Genomic DNA, 14,802 nt, shown 5'->3' with positions numbered 1-14,802 from the left:
TGTCGCCCGCGTTCGCGCGCGCGGCCCGCGCGGCGGGCGCGGACGTGTTCGAGCACACGCCCGTCGACGACGTGCACCACGACGGCGCGCGCTTTCACTTTCAGGCCGGCGGCCGCGCATGCACCGCGACGTGGCTGATCAACTCGGCCGGCGCGTGGGCGAACACGATCGCCGAACGCTTCGGCGAAGCCGTGCCGATGGAGCCGATCTACCCGAACATGTGGGTGACCGAACCGCTGCCGCCGTTCATCACGCACAACCTCGGCGTATACGGCGGCGGCGTGTACGCGCGGCAGGTCGCGCGCGGCAACTGCGTGATCGGCGGCGGGCGCGGCCGCGGCGACGGCGAATTCGGCCAGCCGTCGGTCGATACGACGCGCGCCGTGATGCGCGACGCGTGCGCGCTGCTGCCCGCGCTGCGCGATGCGCTGCTGATCCGCACCTGGAGCGGCGTCGAAGGCTGCACGCCCGACCACAACCCAATCATCGGCGCGAGCCGCACGACCCCGCGCCTGCTGCATGCGTTCGGCTTTTCCGGCGGCGGCTTCCTGCTCGCGCCGGGCGTCGGCGACGTGCTCGCCGACCTCGTCACGACCGGCGAAACCGCCACGCCACTCGATGCATTCTCGATCGGCCGCTTCGCACCGCAAACCGCGCCGACCGCCCCTTTCCGTCAAGAGGAGACCCACAAATGAAACTGCTCGGAACGATCGCGGCGGCCGCCGCCCTCTGCCTCGCGGGCGCCGGCGCGCCCGCGTTCGCGCAAACGAAGACGATCTACGTCGGCATGAACGGCGGGCCGATGGAGAAGGCCTATACGAGCCAGGTGCTGCCCGACTTCGAGAAAGCGAACAACGTGAAGGTGGTCGTCGTGCCCGGCACGTCGTCGGACGTGCTCGCGAAGCTGCTCGCGAACCGCAACAAACCGCAGATCCACGTCGCGTTCCTCGACGACGGCGTGATGGCGCGCGCGGTCAGCCTCGGCGTCTGCCAGAAGCTCGACGATTCGCCGGTGCTGAAGGAGCTGTATCCGTTCGCGCGGATGAAGGACGACGTCGGCGCGGGCGTGCAGCTCGGGATGACCGGCATCGCGTACAACCGGAAACTGTTCACGGAGAAAGGCTGGGCGCCGCCGACGTCGTGGATGGACTTCGCCGACCCGAAATACAAGGGCAAGGTCGTGTTCCAGTCGGCGTCGAGCAGCACGTTCGGGCTGCACGGCTTCCTCGCGATCAACCGGCTGCTGGGCGGCAACGAGCAGAATGTCGAGCCCGGCTTCAGCAAGTGGGCGAGCACGGTCGGGCCGAACGTCGTCGAGTACATCCCGAACTCGGCGAAGATCTCCGAGATGGTGCAGACCGGCGAAGCCGGCTTGTTCCCGCTCACGCCGACCGGCGTCGGCGACCTGCAGGACAAGGGCATTCCCGTCGCGTACGCGAACCCGAAGGAAGGCCCCGTGCTGCTGCTCGTCGACCTGTGCGTGGTCGCGAACAACCCCGATCCGCAGCTCGCGCAGAAGCTCGCGCAGTTCCTGCTGTCCGCGCCCGCGCAGACGAAGGCGGCCGAGGCCGGCAAGCAGATCCCGACCAACCGCCTCGCGAAGATGCCTGCCGCGATGCAGCAGAGCCTCGGCAACGTCGACGATCTCGTGCGCAAGGTGACGGTGGTCGACTGGGCCGCGATCAACGCGCGCCGCGCGCAGTGGGATACGCGCTGGAACCGGCAGATCGAGCGGTAACCGGCCCCGGCGCGCGGCGGCACGGGACCGCGCGCCGCGACCATCATTTGCGGGAGTGATGACACTCCCCTTTTTCTGCGGATTTGACCGGGACGCGGCGGACCGACAACACTAGCCCGCAGTGCTGCACGAGACGGCACGCGCCCGCCCCCTTCAGAGTCCGCCATGTACCCGACCGACACCGTGCAATCCCCGAGCGCCGCCCGGCCGCTCGCCGACCGGCAGCTGCGCCGGATCGTCATCGCCTCCGTCGCCGGCAACGCGATGGAGTGGTATGACTTCTTCGTGTACGGCACGGCTGCCGCGCTCGTGTTCGGCCATGTGTTCTTTCCGCCCGGCGCATCGCCGCTCGCGGGCAGCCTCGCCGCGTTCGCGGCGTTCGCGCTCGGCTTCGTCGCGCGCCCGCTCGGCGGGATCGTGTTCGGCCACATCGGCGATCGTTACGGGCGCAAGGCGTCGCTCGTGTGGACGCTGCTGATCATGGGCGCGTCGACCTTCGCGATCGGCCTGCTGCCGACCTATGCGCAGATCGGGTTGTGGGCGCCGGCCGCGCTCGTCGTGCTGCGCCTGCTGCAGGGCATCGCGTCCGGCGGCGAATGGGGCGGCGGCGTACTGATGATCAGCGAGAACGCGCCGCCCGAGCAGCGCGGCTACTACGCGGCGTGGAGCCAGCTCGGCGTGGGCGGCGGCTTCGTCCTGTCGTCGGCCGCGTTCCTGGCCGCGCAGACGCTGCCGGACGACCTGTTCCGCAGCTGGGGCTGGCGGCTGCCGTTCCTCGCGAGCATCGTCATCTTCGCGATCGGCATCTATATCCGCCGCCACCTGCCGGAAAGCCGCGACTTCGAGCAGGCCGGCCAGCGCGGCGCGCACACGCATCTGCCGATCGTCGAGTGCATCCGCCGCCATCCAAAGGAAATCCTGCTCGCGATGGGGCTGCGCGTGGCCGAGAACGGCGGTGCGTACATCTTTCTCGCGTTCTCGCTCGTCTACGGCAAGTACCTCGGCATCCCGAACGGCGTGATGCTGACCGGCGTGATGATCGCGATGATCGTCGAGATGGGCGCGATGCTCGCGTGGGGCCGGCTGTCCGACCGGATCGGCCGCAAGCCCGTGTACCTGATCGGCGCGCTGAGCCTCGTCGCATGCGCGTTTCCGTTCTTCTGGCTGCTCGATACGCGCGCGACGCCGCTCGTCTGGCTCGCGCTGACGGTCGGCACGGCCGTGAGCCACGGCGCGATGATCGGTACGCTGCCCGCGCTCGTCGGCGAGCTGTTCAGCACCGAGGTACGCTACTCGGGCGTCGCGCTCGGGCATGAGGTCGCGTCGATCTTCGCGGGCGGGATGTCGCCGCTGATCGCCACCGCGCTGCTCGCGCGCTATCACGCGTCGTGGCCCGTGTCGCTGTTCCTCGTCGCGCTCGGCCTCGTGACCGTCGCGACCCTGTGCGTGATGCGCGAGACGCGCACCCCGCACGCCGACGGCTCACGCGGCGACGCCGCATGATCGCGCGACGGTCAGCGCCCGGCGTCGCGCCGCGCGCCGTCGAACGCCGGCGCGAGCCCCAGGTGCTCGAGCAGCCGCGCGAATTCGCCGAGCCGCTGCCGCATGTACGCGGGGACGTCGACGTCCGCATAGTCGTGGAAACCCGCGCCGGTACGCACGCCGTCGCGCCCGGCTTCCATGTTGCGCACGACGCTCGCGGCCGGGGCGAAGCGCGGGCCGATCTCGCCGGCCAGATACCGCGACGCGTAGTACAGGATGTCGCAGCCGCCCCAGTCGATGAATTCGAGCAGCCCGAGCACCGCGAAGCGTGGCCCGAAGCCGGTGCGGATCGCCGTGTCGATATCCTCGGCGCTGGCGACGCCCTCCTCGACCATCCGCGCGGCCTCGTTCATCGCAAGCGCCTGGATGCGCGGCACGATATAGCCGGGCGCCGGCCCGCAGATTACCGGCTTCTTGCCGACGCGTCCGAGCAGCGCGGCAAGCATGTCGACGACGGACGGATCCGTCGCGTCGCTGCGGCTGATCTCGACGAGCGGCATCAGCAGCGCGGGATTGAGCCAGTGCGCGTTCAGCATCCGCGCGGGATGCGTGACATGGCGTTGCAGTTCCGTGACGACGAACGTCGATGTGGTCGACGCGATCGTTGCCCGCGCATCGACGTGCTCGCCGAGCCAGCGCAGCGCCTCGGCTTTCGCGTCCAGCACCTCGGGCAGCGCCTCGAACACGACATCGGCGTCACGCACCGCGTCCGCCGCGCCGTCGTGCGAGACGAGCGCGATGCGCGCGACGACCGCTGCGGCCTGCGCGGCATCGATGCCGCCGAGCGCGACCTGCGCGTGCAGCGGCCCGGCGATCCCGTCGCGCGTGCGCTCGCCGAACGCGCGCCAGCCGGCCGCATCGCGCCGCTTGAAGTCGATCAGCGTCACGTCGAGGCCCGCGTACGCGAACACGAGCGCGATCCCCTGCCCCATGCGCCCCGCGCCGAGCACGTGGATGCGCGTCACATCGGCGGCCGCCTTCATGCCGCGTACCCGTTGTCGAGCAGCGCGCGCAGCGCGTCGTTCGACAGCGCGGCCAGCCCGAGCCGCTCCAGCGTGCGGCCTTCCGCGTACAGGTCGCGCTCCGCGACCGCGCTCGCGATGCTCAGCAGCCCCTGCGCGACCGGCGTCGGCACGCCGGCCCGGCGCCCGCACGACACGACGAACGACAGCCCGAGCCGGGTGTCCTCGAGCATGTAGCGATGCGTGCGCAGATCGATCTTCTCGCGCCAGTCGCCGCTCTCGGTCAGCTTGCCGTGCGCGCCGCGCCCGTACATCCACTCGTCCCCTTCGGCCGCGTAGTGATCCGCGAGCGGGAAATGCGGCGCGCGGTAACCGAGCGCCTCGCGCACCGCGATGCGCTCGGCGTCGAGCGCGTTCGTCACGCGGCGGATCGACGGCTGCGTGCCCTCGTTGTGGATGTCCCACGCGTCGAAGTGCTCGAGCGGCCCGGCGTTCATCAGGATCAACGGCGGATGGATCACCGGGCCTGCGTTCATCAGCGCGCCGGACAACGCATCCTCGACCGGCTCGACCGACGGATAGCCCGCGCGCAGCACGTCGAACGCCCAGCCGGCCGCGCTCGCCGGCAACACGCCGGTCGGCAGGCGCGTCGCATAGGCGCTGATCACCACCTCGTTGTCGCCATGCTTGCGCACGAGATACGGCAGCGTGCCCGTTTCGGCGAACGCGACGCGCGAACGGTTGCCGGCATCGGCCGCCGCGCGCGCGAACACGAAGCTGCCGAACGTGCCCGGCGGCAGGAACACGACCTGGCCGTCCGCCAGCAGCGGCGCGACCTGCGCGGCGAGTGCATCGTGCGACGTGGACGGCAGCGGCACCACGACGAGCCGCGCGCCGCGCAGTGCGGCCGCGAGATCGTCGGTCAGGCGGATCGCGCCAGGCGCATCGCCGAGCGTCACCGCGCGCTTGCCGCGATAGTCGGTCACGTTCAGCACGCCAAGCTCGCGCAGCCGCGCGTGCGGCTCCCGGTCGCGCCGCCACCACGTCACGTCGTGGCCCTTCTCGAGCAGGTCGATGGCCGCCGCATGGCAGCCGTGGCCGCCGCCCAGAACACATACCTTCATTGCCGTCTCCCGGTGATTGAGTGTTTCCGAGACTACGCGGCGGCCCGCGCCGCGTCGCTTCAAAACGCGCAACGACACACCCGTTCGCGCAACGCAATCGCGGCGCCGCGCATCCCGCCGCGCCCCGGCATCCGCCACGAGGTCTACGAATGGACATCGCCCTTTCCCGCCATGCGCCGAACCGGCTCGGCACGCTGCAGGCGCCCGACGACGTCGAACGCGCGGTCGCGCACCGGCTCGGGCCGCACCGGATGGCCGCGTGCGGCCGCGATCCGTTTCATGCGGAGCTGTACGAAGTGCCGCTGCACCACGGCGCGCTGCTTGAACTCTGCTACGGCCGCGAAACGCACATCGAGTTCGGCGACGACGCCGATCATTTCCTGTTCAGGCTGACGCTCGCCGGCGCGTGCGAGCTGCGGGCCGGCAATGTCGTTGCGCGCGCGGGCCCCGGCGAGCTGACGGTGTCGTCGCCCGCGCGCGCGAGCCGCCTGCGCACGAGCCCCGATTGCCGCAATCTCGTGCTGCGCCTCGAGCGCGGCGCGCTCGAACGCAAGCTGCAGGACATGCTGCAGACGACACTCACGCGGCCGCTGCAGTTCGCGCTCGCGAGCGGCGACACGGGCGCCGCGCTCGTCTTGCCCACCTTCGAATACCTGTGCCGGCTGGGCGCCCAGCCGGGCATCGGCACCGCGTCGCCCATATTCGGCGCGGACCTCACCGCGTGGCTGATGTCGCTGCTGCTCACGCACCTGCCGCATGCGTACAGCGACGCGCTCGCGCACCGTACGCCGCCGCTGCCGGCATACGTGCGCCGCGCGTGCGACCACGTCGATGCGCATCTCGGCGAGCCGCTCGTGCTCGCCGCGCTGGCGGCCGTCGCGGGCGTCGCCCCGCGCACGCTGCAGCACGCGTTCCGCGCGTTCCTGGACACCACCCCCGCCGCGTACGTGCGCGAACGCCGGCTCACGGCCGTACACGCGGCGCTGCAACGCGGCGACGCGCGCAGCGTGACCGACGTGCTGATCGCGCACGGCGTCCACGGTTTCGGCCATTTCGCGAAGGCCTATGCGCGGCGTTACGGCCATGCGCCTTCCGTTACCGCGAGGCAGACACGATGATGCACGCCGCAACCGGCCGCCCGCTGACGCCGGCCCGCCCCGAACCTTCATCGCACGACGCCGACTCGCCCGACGGCTTGCGCGTGCAGGATCTCGATCTCAACCTGTTGAAGACGTTTCGCGCGGTCTACGAGGAGCGGCACGTGGGCCGCGCGGCGCTACGGCTCGGCGTCACGCAGCCGTCGGTCAGCCATGCGCTCGGCCGGCTGCGGTTGATGTTCCGCGACGCGCTGTTCGTGCGCACCGGCACCGGCGTCGAACCGACGCCGCGCGCGCAGCGGCTCGCGATCTCGGTCGACAAGGCGCTCGCGATCCTGCAGGACGTGCTCGACGAAGGGTCGCGTTTCACGCCCGACAGCACGCAGCGCGTGTTCCGCCTGCATATGAGCGATTTCGCGGCGAGCGCGTTCCTGCCGACGCTGCTCGCCGCGTTCGACCGCCGCGCGCCGGGCGCGGTGATCGAGACGCTGCACGTCGACGAATGCCAGCTCAACGTCGCGCTCGAATCGGGGCGCATCGACTTCGCGCTCGGGCATTTCGCCGACGCATCGAGCCACTTCCAGCGCACCGCGCTGCTGCACGAGCGCTGCGTGCTGCTGATGCCGCGCCGCACCGCGCGGCGCGCCGGGCTGCCCGACGATTTCGTGCTCGACGGCGCCGCGCCCGAGGCGCTGCGCTTCGTCGCGGTCACGTCGCATCCGCAGTCGATGCAACTGCTCGAACGGCACGCGCTGATGCCGCGCGTGCGCGCCGCGTTGCCCGATTTCATGGTGGTGCCCGCGCTGCTGCAGCACGGCGATTACGCGCTGATCCTGCCGGAGACGATCGCGATCACGTTCGCCGCGCGGCAGCCGTGCGCGCTGTACGAGATCGCGGGTGCCGGCGAATGGGCCGTCAACGCGTACTGGCACCGGCGCTTCGACGCGGACCCCGGCCACCGCTGGCTGCGCGCGCTGCTGCTCGAGCTGTTCAACATCGGCGAGCAGGCGCCGTTCGACGCATGGCTCGCGCCGCAGCCGCCCGCCTGCGCGTAGCGGCGCGAGCGGGCGCGGCGCGGGCGAGACGCTCAGAACGCCGTGAGGATGCCCGCGACGATCGAGCTGGCGGTGGCGCCCGGCCTGGCGACCGCGACGCCGCCGCCCGCCGCGCCGTTGACGACGAAGCGCGCATGCGCGCCGTTGCGCACCATCGCGGCGCCCGTGTACAGCACCGTGCGCTTCGACAGCGGATAGTCGAACCGGATGCCGTACGAATCGGCATTGCCGTCGCTGTCCGCGACCTTCCGGTAATGGCCGACGCTCAACAGCAGCGACGCGCGCCCGATCGGCACCGTCGCGCTCAGCTCCATGATGTCGCTGTGCGGATACGCGCTCTGGCTGTCGATCGCGGCCGCGACGTCGGGGCCGCCGCGATGGCGCAGGTACAGCGCGGCGACCTTCACGACGTTGAAGTCGTACGAAATCGCGCCGAGCGTGTAGTTGCCGTTCGCGGCCGGGCTGGTGTCGCCGAGCGCGGAGGCCGCCACGGGGCTGAACTTCTGCTGCATGTAGTCGACGTCGACCGACAGGCCGCCGCGCACGTAGTTGATGCCCGCGCCATACGTGTCGCCGAGCGTCGCCGGCTGCCCGGCCGCGCCGTTGGTGCCGCGCGCGGCCATCGCGCGCAGCATGAAGCCCGCGTAGCGCGGCGACGTGTAGCGCATCGCGTTGCGCACGCGCAGGAACGCGGGGCCGACGAAATTGTTGGTCGCGTTGCCCCACGCGAGCCCCGCGCCGAGGCCCGGCAGGCTGTACGTGACGAGCGTCGTATGCAGGATCGTGTAAAGCTCGCCGAACTGCACGCCGCCGAACGGCCCCGTGATGCCGACCCACGCTTCGCGGCCGAACAGCGCGCTGCCGTTCGACAGCGCGCCGCTGCCCGCGTTGAAACCGTCCTCGAGCTTGAAGATCGTCGCGTAGCCGCCGCCGAGATCCTCGACGCCCTTCAGCCCCCACTGCGACGCCCACAAGTTGCCGCTGCCCATGCGCGCCACATGGTTCGGCCCGGCATTCGCGTATTCGACCGCGGTATCGATGCGGCCGTAGAGCGTCACGCTCGATTGCGCGGCGGCCGGCAGCGCGGCGCAGGCGAGCAGCGCGGCAAGCGGTACGGCAAGCCGGTCGGCCCGCCCGTTCGGTTGGTTCATCTTCGTCGTCCCGTAGAAGTGCCGGCGTCGGTCGGCGCCGCGCCGCGTGGTGTGATGCGCGTTCGCCGCCAACGGCCAACGCTGCCGATCAAAAACGGGCCGAGTCTAGAAACGACAATTTCGGATGTCGACGCAATGCGCGCCATAACGCTTATAGATGCGCCGCATGATGCGCGCGCGCCCCGCCGCACGCGTGCCGCGCGGCGGCCCGTGAGCACGGCCTCGGTGTTTTCTTTATCCGGGTCGGTAAATGTCCGTGTGGCGCCGCTGTCACTCCGCCTATGGCAGCCGAATTTGGCCGACTACGCTGCGTCTCCGATCGTGTCACCCGCACGCTTTCGCGCCGCGACGGCGCCCGGCCCGCAAGGCCGCTGCCGCGCTTTTCCACCGCCCGCTCCTGGAGAATCCGCATGTCCGCATCCCCGGCCCGCGCTGCCGACGGCAAGCGCTATACGTACGAATGGTATGTCGTCGTCATCTGCATGCTCGCGTACGTCTTTTCGTTCGTCGACCGCCAGGTCCTCGTGCTGATGATCGAGCCGATCAAGCGCGACCTGCACCTGTCCGACACGCAGTTCAGCCTGCTCAACGGCTTCGCGTTCTCGCTGTTCTACGCGGTGATGGGGCTGCCCGTCGCGTATCTCGCCGATCGTTATGCGCGCCCGCGCATCATCTCGCTCGGCATCGCGCTGTGGAGCGTCGCGACGGCCGCATGCGGGCTCAGCCAGCAGTTCGTGCAGATGTTCGTCGCGCGGATGGGCGTGGGCGTCGGCGAGGCCGCGCTGTCGCCCGGCGCGTATTCGATGCTCGCCGACTACTTCCCGAAGGAGAAGCTCGGGCGCGCGATCGCCGTGTATTCGCTCGGCTCGTTCATCGGCGGCGGCGTCGCGTTCCTGATCGGCGGCTACGTGATCGCGCTGCTCAAGCATGCGAGCGCGTTCACGCTGCCCGTCGTCGGGCAGGTGCATGCATGGCAGGTCACGTTCCTGATCGTCGGGCTGCCGGGGATCCTCGTCGCGCTGCTGTTCGCCGCGACCGTGCGCGACCCGCAGCGCAAGGGGCTCGCGCAGGATCGCTCGGGCGCCGTGCGGCGCGTGTCGATGCGCGACTCGCTGCGCTTCGTCGGCACGCATCGGGCGACCTTCTCGTGCCACTACCTCGGTTTCTCGTTCTATGCGATGACGCTGTACTGCCTGCTGAGCTGGACGCCCGCGTTCTATATCCGCCGCTTCGGGATGACGGCCGTCGAAGCCGGCTACACGCTCGGCATCGTGCTGCTGGTCGCGAACACGGCTGGCGTGTTCTGCGGCGGCTGGCTCAACGACTGGCTGCTGCGGCGCGGCCGTGCCGATGCGCCGATGCGCGCGGGCGCGCTCGGCGCCGCCTGCATGGTGATTCCCGCCACGCTGTTCACGCAGCTCGACAGCCTGCCGGCGTCGCTGGCCATGCTCGTCGTCGCGATGTTCTTCGCGTCGTTCCCGATGCCGACGTCGACCGCCGCGATGCAGACGCTCGCGCCGAACCAGATGCGCGCGCAGATCTCCGCGCTGTTCCTGCTCGTGTCGAACCTGATCGCGCTCGGGATCGGCACGACCGTCGTCGCGCTGTTCACCGATCGGGTGTTCGGCGCGCCGGCCGCGGTCGGCCATTCGATGTCGATCGTCAACGTCGCGGCGGCCACGCTCGCGGCGCTGCTGCTCGCCGCCGGCTGCCGGCACTATCGCCGCAGCCTCGATCGCGAACGCGGCCAGGCAGCGGCGGCGCCGCTGCCGGCAGCCGACGCGGGCGACGCGATCGCCGTGCGGTGAGCGCCATCGCGCCAACCGACCATTATCCGCCCCACTGATTAGGACATTGCTTTTTAATCGATTTGATTTATGCGACGCCCGTCCCTATTCTCGATCGCATGACGGCGCGGTGCCTGCCGCGCCGCGCTCCCCCCACCCCACGGAATTTTCCATGCAAGCGAACCGCCACCAGGTCCGGATCGACGCGCTGATCGACGCGGCGCAGGACATCCGCTGTTTCCGGGTTTCGCGCGTCGACGGCCAGCCGTTCGACGCGTACGAACCGGGCGCCCATATCGACGTCACCGCGCCGTCCGGCATCACGCGGCAATACTCGCTGTGCGGCGACCCCGACGAGCGCGGCAGCTACCTGTTCGCGGTGAAGAAGGAAGCGCGGTCGCGCGGCGGCTCGCGGTCGCTGCACGACGACGTGGCCGTCGGCGCCGAGCTGTCGATCGGCGCGCCGCGCAACCTGTTTCGCCTGACGGACGACGCGAGCGAGCACGTGCTGATCGCGGCCGGCATCGGCATCACGCCGCTGCTGTCGATGGCGTACGCGCTGCACAAGCGCGGCGCGCGCTACCAGTTGCATTACTTCGCACGCAGCCGCGAGCACGCGGCCTTTGTCGACGCGCTGTCGGCCGAGCCGTTCGCGCCGCACGTGACGTTCCACTACGGTGTCGAGCCCGATACGCTCGCGGCCGAACTCGGCCGCTGCGTCGCGCCGATCGATGCTCGCGCGCATGTCTACACGTGCGGCCCGGGGCCGTTCATGGATGCGGTCGTCGCGGCGGCCGCGACGCGCGTGCCCGACGATTCGATCCATCTCGAACGTTTCTCGGCGGAACCCGTCGCCGCCGAGGCGGGCAAGACCGGCGCCGATCCCGGTCCGATCGACGGCTTCGAGGTACGGCTGCAACGCAGCGGACAATCGGTGCGCGTGACGCCCGACACGTCGATCGTCGACGCGCTCGCGCGCATCGGCATCGAAGTCGATACGTCATGCGGCGAAGGCGTGTGCGGCACCTGCATGGTGCCCGTCCTCGACGGCGAGCCCGATCATCGCGACCACTGCCTCAGCAAGGCCGAACGCGCAAGCAACACGGTGATCTGCTGCTGCGTGTCGCGCGCGCGCTCGGCGGTGCTGGTGCTCGATCTCTGAGGTCCGACGCGCGTCTCGCGGCCGTCATGCGTCGTCGAAACGCTCGACGATCTCGGCGAGCAGCGCACGCATCCACGCATTGCCCTCGTCCTCGTGGAAATGCTCGTGCCAGTGCATCGTCACCGGTGCGGGCGGCAGCATGACGGGCAGGTCATAGAGGCGGAACGCGTTGTCGCGGTTCAGGATCTGCGCGAGCCGCCTCGGCAGCGTCGCATAGAGATCGGTGACCGACAGCACGCTCGGCAGCGCGACGAAGTGCGGGACTTCCAGCGCGATGTTGCGGCCCACGCCCTGCGCGCGCAATGCGTCGTCGAGCGCGTGATGACTGTGCTCGACCGACTTCACGTTGACGTGCGCGGCGCGCACGAATGGCTCGAGACCCAGCGCGGCGCCGGCCGGCAACCCGCGCCGGCGGCCCGTCATGCACACGTAGGTTTCCTCGAACAGCACCTGGTGACGCGTGCGCGGCATCAGCTCCGGCAGGTTGCCGATCGCGAAATCCAGCCGGCTCGCCCGCAACGCTTCCTCGATCTCCTCCACCGGCAGCGGCTGCACGCTCAGCGTCACGCGCGGCGCGCGCTCGCGCAGCGCCCGGCAGATCGCCGGCAGGTACGCCATCTCGCCCGCATCCGACAGCGACAGCCGGAACGTGCGCGTGCTGGTGGCCGGATCGAAACGCTCCGCGTAGCGCAGCGCCACGCGCACCATGTCGAGCGCCTTGCCGACGATGCCGGCCAGCTCCAGCGCGACCGGCGTCGGCTGCATGCCCGAGCGCGTGCGCACGAACAGCGGATCGTCGAACAGCGTGCGCAGCCGGCCGAGCGAATAGCTGACGGCCGGCTGCGACAGCGCAAGCCGCTCGCCGGCCTTCGTCAGGCTGCGCTCCTCGACGATCGCCTGGAATACGCGCAACAGGTTCAGATCGAGATGATCGACCGACGTCATTGTAGCCTCCATCATTTGCCGCATTTATTGAACGGCCAATTTTAGATCAATTTGACGGATATGTAGCGGAAGACGAGACTGGGTACTCGATGCCGCGCGCGACGCGGCCCGATTTCGCAGCTCTTTCCCCACGACGACGATGAGCGACATTGCCTACCAGACGATCGACACCCGTGCGCTGCACGGTCTCGTGCAACCCGACCGCATCGCGCCCGCGATGTATCACGACCCCGCGCTGTTCGAAGCCGAGCTCGACCGCATCTTCTACCGCACCTGGATCTGGGTCGCGCACGAGAGCGAGCTGCCGAACCCCGGCGACTTCATCACGACGACGATCGGCCGCCAGCCGGTAATCGTCGTGCGCGACAGGACGGGCGAAATCAACGTGCTGCAGAACCGCTGCCGCCATCGCGGCGCGACCGTGTGCGAAGCGCACAAGGGCAACGCGAAAGGCTTCACGTGCCCGTATCACAGCTGGTCGTACGCACTCGACGGCACGCTGCGCGCGCTGCCGTACGGCGACGGCTACGAAGGCGTGTGCGAGAAGGGCGACCTGCCGCTCGTGAAGCTGCGCGCCGGCGTGTACCAGGGGCTGATCTTCGCGAGCTTCAACGACGCCGTCGAACCGCTCGAGGATTTCCTCGGCGGCGCGAAGCCGTGGATCGACCTGTTCATGAAACAGGGCGCCGGTTACCCGATCAAGGCGAACGGCGAGCACAAGTTCAAGTTCAAGGGCAACTGGAAGATCCAGCTCGAGAACACCACCGATCTCTACCACTTTCCGGTCGTGCACAAGTCGTGGATGAAGTCGATCGACGACGAGACGGCCGCCGCGATCACGAGCTTCATGACGAGCGAGGACGCGTTCTGCCGCGGGCTCGGCAACGGCCACAGCCTCGCGGTGCTGATGCCCGAGCTGATCGATCTAGACGAAGACGACGGCGCGCCGCTGCCCGAGCGCTTCGCGCCGCTCGCGGCCACGCTCGCCGAACGTCACGCGCCGGACGAGGTGCGCCGCATCGTGCGCTCGCTGATGGGCGTCGGCTTCAACCTGAACCTGTTCCCGAACCTCGCGCTGTCGATGGCGTTCTTCCGCGTGCTGCGGCCGATCTCCGCGAACGAAACCGAGATTCGCCACGTCGCGCTCGCGATGGACGGCGGCCCCGACGAAGCGAACCGCGAGCGGTTGCGGATTCACGAGCACTTCCAGGGCCCGTTCGGGTTCGGCAGCCCCGACGACGCGGAAGCGTGGGAGCGCGTGCAGCGCGGCGCGCATGCGGGCCCCGACGTGCCGATCCTCGTGAACCGCGGGCTGAACCGCGAAACGACCGCCGCGAACGGCGAAAAGACCGCCCATGCGACCGACGAGACCGGCATGCGCGAGGCCTACCAGCAATGGCGCAAGATGATGGAGCAACGATGATGGACGACCGCAACGCCCTCTTTTCCGAGCAGACCTTCGCCCGCGCGGTCGAATTCGTGTGGCGCGAAGCCGAGATGCTCGACCGCCGCGACTACCGCGCCTGGCTCGACCTGTGGGAGCCCGCCGGCCACTACGTGGTGCCGATCGACCCCGATGCGACCGATTTCGCGGCGACGCTGAACTACGTGTTCGACGACCACGACATGCGCGAGAAGCGCGTGCAGCGGATGGTGTCCGGCTATTCGGCCTCGGCGACCGACGCGGCGCGCACGGTGCGCACCGTGTCGCGCTTCACGCTGGAAAGCGGCGGCGCCGACACCGTCGCGCTGAAATCGGCGCAGGTCGTCGTCGCGTACAAGCGCGGCGCCGCGACGCTGTTCGCGGCCGACGTCACGCACACGCTGCACGTCGATGCCGAAGGCGAGATGCGGATCGCGGAGAAGGTCGTGCGCCTGATCGACTCGACCGAAGCACTCAGCGCGATCGGCTTCCTGCTGTAAGCCGCGACCGGTTCACCGCTGCAAGTGCAAAGGTGAGCCGGCAACCTTCACCTTTCCGGACCACCATGCCCACACTCGAAGTTTTCCTGCCGGCCGGCCATGACGACGCACGCAAGGCCGAGCTGATCGCGCGGCTGACCGGTGCGACCGTCGACGCGATCGGCGCACCGGCCGAATCCGTGCGCGTGCTGCTCACCGAGCTGCCCGCGACGCATGTCGGCCTCGGCGGCCGCAGTGCCGCGGACGGCGCGCCGCCGTCGCTGCCGGTGATCGTCGCGATCCTGATCGCCGGCCGCACCGACGCACGGAAACGCGA

At 69.9% G+C, this 14,802-nt stretch carries 14 protein-coding genes; 10 read left to right on the top strand and 4 right to left on the bottom strand.

The genetic code is table 11. From position 1 onward, the window contains the following. The 3 genes from G3N62_RS29665 to G3N62_RS29655 all read left to right on the top strand — a co-directional run. Nucleotides 1-695, top strand: a 695-nt coding sequence (locus G3N62_RS29665; RefSeq protein WP_206141379.1) for an FAD-binding oxidoreductase, incomplete at its 5' end; no start/stop codon positions are given. Further along, complete coding sequence (locus G3N62_RS29660) at nucleotides 692-1,738, top strand: ABC transporter substrate-binding protein (protein ID WP_059559595.1); 1,047 nt, start codon at nucleotides 692-694, stop codon at nucleotides 1,736-1,738. The genes G3N62_RS29665 and G3N62_RS29660, both read left to right, overlap by 4 nt. Nucleotides 1,739-1,903: 165 nt before the next feature. Further along, nucleotides 1,904-3,241 (top strand): MFS transporter, encoded by a 1,338-nt coding sequence (locus G3N62_RS29655; protein ID WP_124670860.1) that lies wholly within the window; start codon nucleotides 1,904-1,906, stop codon nucleotides 3,239-3,241. Between the two features lie 11 nt (nucleotides 3,242-3,252). Here the strand turns inward: G3N62_RS29655 and G3N62_RS29650 are convergent, their stop codons facing one another. Together G3N62_RS29650 and G3N62_RS29645 are read right to left on the bottom strand one after the other, a co-directional pair. Then, nucleotides 3,253-4,263, bottom strand: a complete 1,011-nt coding sequence (locus G3N62_RS29650; RefSeq protein WP_124670859.1) for a 3-hydroxybutyryl-CoA dehydrogenase — start codon at nucleotides 4,261-4,263, stop codon at nucleotides 3,253-3,255. After that, entirely contained in the window at nucleotides 4,260-5,366 is a 1,107-nt protein-coding gene (locus G3N62_RS29645) for an NAD/NADP octopine/nopaline dehydrogenase family protein (protein ID WP_124670858.1), read from the bottom strand. The genes G3N62_RS29650 and G3N62_RS29645 overlap by 4 nt, the downstream gene beginning before the upstream one ends. Before the next feature lie 149 nt (nucleotides 5,367-5,515). Between G3N62_RS29645 and G3N62_RS29640 the strand changes: the two genes are divergently transcribed. After that, nucleotides 5,516-6,484 carry an AraC family transcriptional regulator gene (locus tag G3N62_RS29640; RefSeq protein WP_206141378.1) on the top strand — a complete coding sequence of 323 codons (969 nt, stop codon included), beginning with the start codon at nucleotides 5,516-5,518 and terminating at the stop codon, nucleotides 6,482-6,484. Next, nucleotides 6,481-7,518 carry a LysR family transcriptional regulator gene (locus G3N62_RS29635; RefSeq protein ID WP_124670856.1) on the top strand — a complete coding sequence of 346 codons (1,038 nt, stop codon included), beginning with the start codon at nucleotides 6,481-6,483 and terminating at the stop codon, nucleotides 7,516-7,518. The genes G3N62_RS29640 and G3N62_RS29635 overlap by 4 nt, the downstream gene beginning before the upstream one ends. Nucleotides 7,519-7,550: 32 nt before the next feature. Here G3N62_RS29635 and G3N62_RS29630 read toward each other — a convergent pair whose 3' ends face one another. After that, nucleotides 7,551-8,669 carry a porin gene (locus G3N62_RS29630; protein ID WP_124608057.1) on the bottom strand — a complete coding sequence of 373 codons (1,119 nt, stop codon included), beginning with the start codon at nucleotides 8,667-8,669 and terminating at the stop codon, nucleotides 7,551-7,553. A 410-nt stretch (nucleotides 8,670-9,079) separates the two neighbouring features. On the opposite strand from G3N62_RS29630, the gene G3N62_RS29625 reads away from it, so the two are divergent. Next, nucleotides 9,080-10,477 carry an MFS transporter gene (locus tag G3N62_RS29625; protein WP_069704515.1) on the top strand — a complete coding sequence of 466 codons (1,398 nt, stop codon included), beginning with the start codon at nucleotides 9,080-9,082 and terminating at the stop codon, nucleotides 10,475-10,477. Between the two features lie 151 nt (nucleotides 10,478-10,628). Next, entirely contained in the window at nucleotides 10,629-11,618 is a 990-nt protein-coding gene (locus G3N62_RS29620; RefSeq protein WP_124670855.1) for a PDR/VanB family oxidoreductase, read from the top strand. 24 nt (nucleotides 11,619-11,642) lie between these two features. Here the strand turns inward: G3N62_RS29620 and G3N62_RS29615 are convergent, their stop codons facing one another. Then, on the bottom strand, nucleotides 11,643-12,563 hold the full coding sequence (locus G3N62_RS29615; RefSeq protein WP_049030804.1) for a LysR family transcriptional regulator: 921 nt from the start codon (nucleotides 12,561-12,563) through the stop codon (nucleotides 11,643-11,645). Between the two features lie 139 nt (nucleotides 12,564-12,702). On the opposite strand from G3N62_RS29615, the gene G3N62_RS29610 reads away from it, so the two are divergent. The 3 genes from G3N62_RS29610 to G3N62_RS29600 form a co-directional block, all read left to right on the top strand. Beyond that, nucleotides 12,703-13,986 (top strand): aromatic ring-hydroxylating dioxygenase subunit alpha, encoded by a 1,284-nt coding sequence (locus tag G3N62_RS29610; protein WP_124670854.1) that lies wholly within the window; start codon nucleotides 12,703-12,705, stop codon nucleotides 13,984-13,986. Further along, nucleotides 13,983-14,486, top strand: a complete 504-nt coding sequence (locus G3N62_RS29605; RefSeq protein ID WP_049030802.1) for an aromatic-ring-hydroxylating dioxygenase subunit beta — start codon at nucleotides 13,983-13,985, stop codon at nucleotides 14,484-14,486. The genes G3N62_RS29610 and G3N62_RS29605 overlap by 4 nt, the downstream gene beginning before the upstream one ends. 65 nt (nucleotides 14,487-14,551) lie before the next feature. After that, nucleotides 14,552-14,802: tautomerase family protein (locus G3N62_RS29600; RefSeq protein WP_206141377.1), on the top strand; the 251-nt coding region annotated here is incomplete at its 3' end.

It is taken from the genome of Burkholderia sp. Tr-20355 (assembly GCF_017104685.1).
GTDB lineage: Bacteria > Pseudomonadota > Gammaproteobacteria > Burkholderiales > Burkholderiaceae > Burkholderia > Burkholderia seminalis.
Note: the sequence above shows the minus strand (reverse complement) of the source record. Positions and strands in the feature narration are given on the sequence as shown.

What these genes read in the sequence shown, in the direction of transcription:
- G3N62_RS29660 (WP_059559595.1), top strand. Translation starts at nt 692, where the DNA reads ATGAAACTGCTCGGAACGATCGCGGCGGCCGCCGCCCTCTGCCTCGCG.
- G3N62_RS29655 (WP_124670860.1), top strand. Translation starts at nt 1,904, where the DNA reads ATGTACCCGACCGACACCGTGCAATCCCCGAGCGCCGCCCGGCCGCTC.
- G3N62_RS29650 (WP_124670859.1), bottom strand. Translation starts at nt 4,263, where the DNA reads ATGAAGGCGGCCGCCGATGTGACGCGCATCCACGTGCTCGGCGCGGGG.
- G3N62_RS29645 (WP_124670858.1), bottom strand. Translation starts at nt 5,366, where the DNA reads ATGAAGGTATGTGTTCTGGGCGGCGGCCACGGCTGCCATGCGGCGGCC.
- G3N62_RS29640 (WP_206141378.1), top strand. Translation starts at nt 5,516, where the DNA reads ATGGACATCGCCCTTTCCCGCCATGCGCCGAACCGGCTCGGCACGCTG.
- G3N62_RS29635 (WP_124670856.1), top strand. Translation starts at nt 6,481, where the DNA reads ATGATGCACGCCGCAACCGGCCGCCCGCTGACGCCGGCCCGCCCCGAA.
- G3N62_RS29630 (WP_124608057.1), bottom strand. Translation starts at nt 8,669, where the DNA reads ATGAACCAACCGAACGGGCGGGCCGACCGGCTTGCCGTACCGCTTGCC.
- G3N62_RS29625 (WP_069704515.1), top strand. Translation starts at nt 9,080, where the DNA reads ATGTCCGCATCCCCGGCCCGCGCTGCCGACGGCAAGCGCTATACGTAC.
- G3N62_RS29620 (WP_124670855.1), top strand. Translation starts at nt 10,629, where the DNA reads ATGCAAGCGAACCGCCACCAGGTCCGGATCGACGCGCTGATCGACGCG.
- G3N62_RS29615 (WP_049030804.1), bottom strand. Translation starts at nt 12,563, where the DNA reads ATGACGTCGGTCGATCATCTCGATCTGAACCTGTTGCGCGTATTCCAG.
- G3N62_RS29610 (WP_124670854.1), top strand. Translation starts at nt 12,703, where the DNA reads ATGAGCGACATTGCCTACCAGACGATCGACACCCGTGCGCTGCACGGT.
- G3N62_RS29605 (WP_049030802.1), top strand. Translation starts at nt 13,983, where the DNA reads ATGATGGACGACCGCAACGCCCTCTTTTCCGAGCAGACCTTCGCCCGC.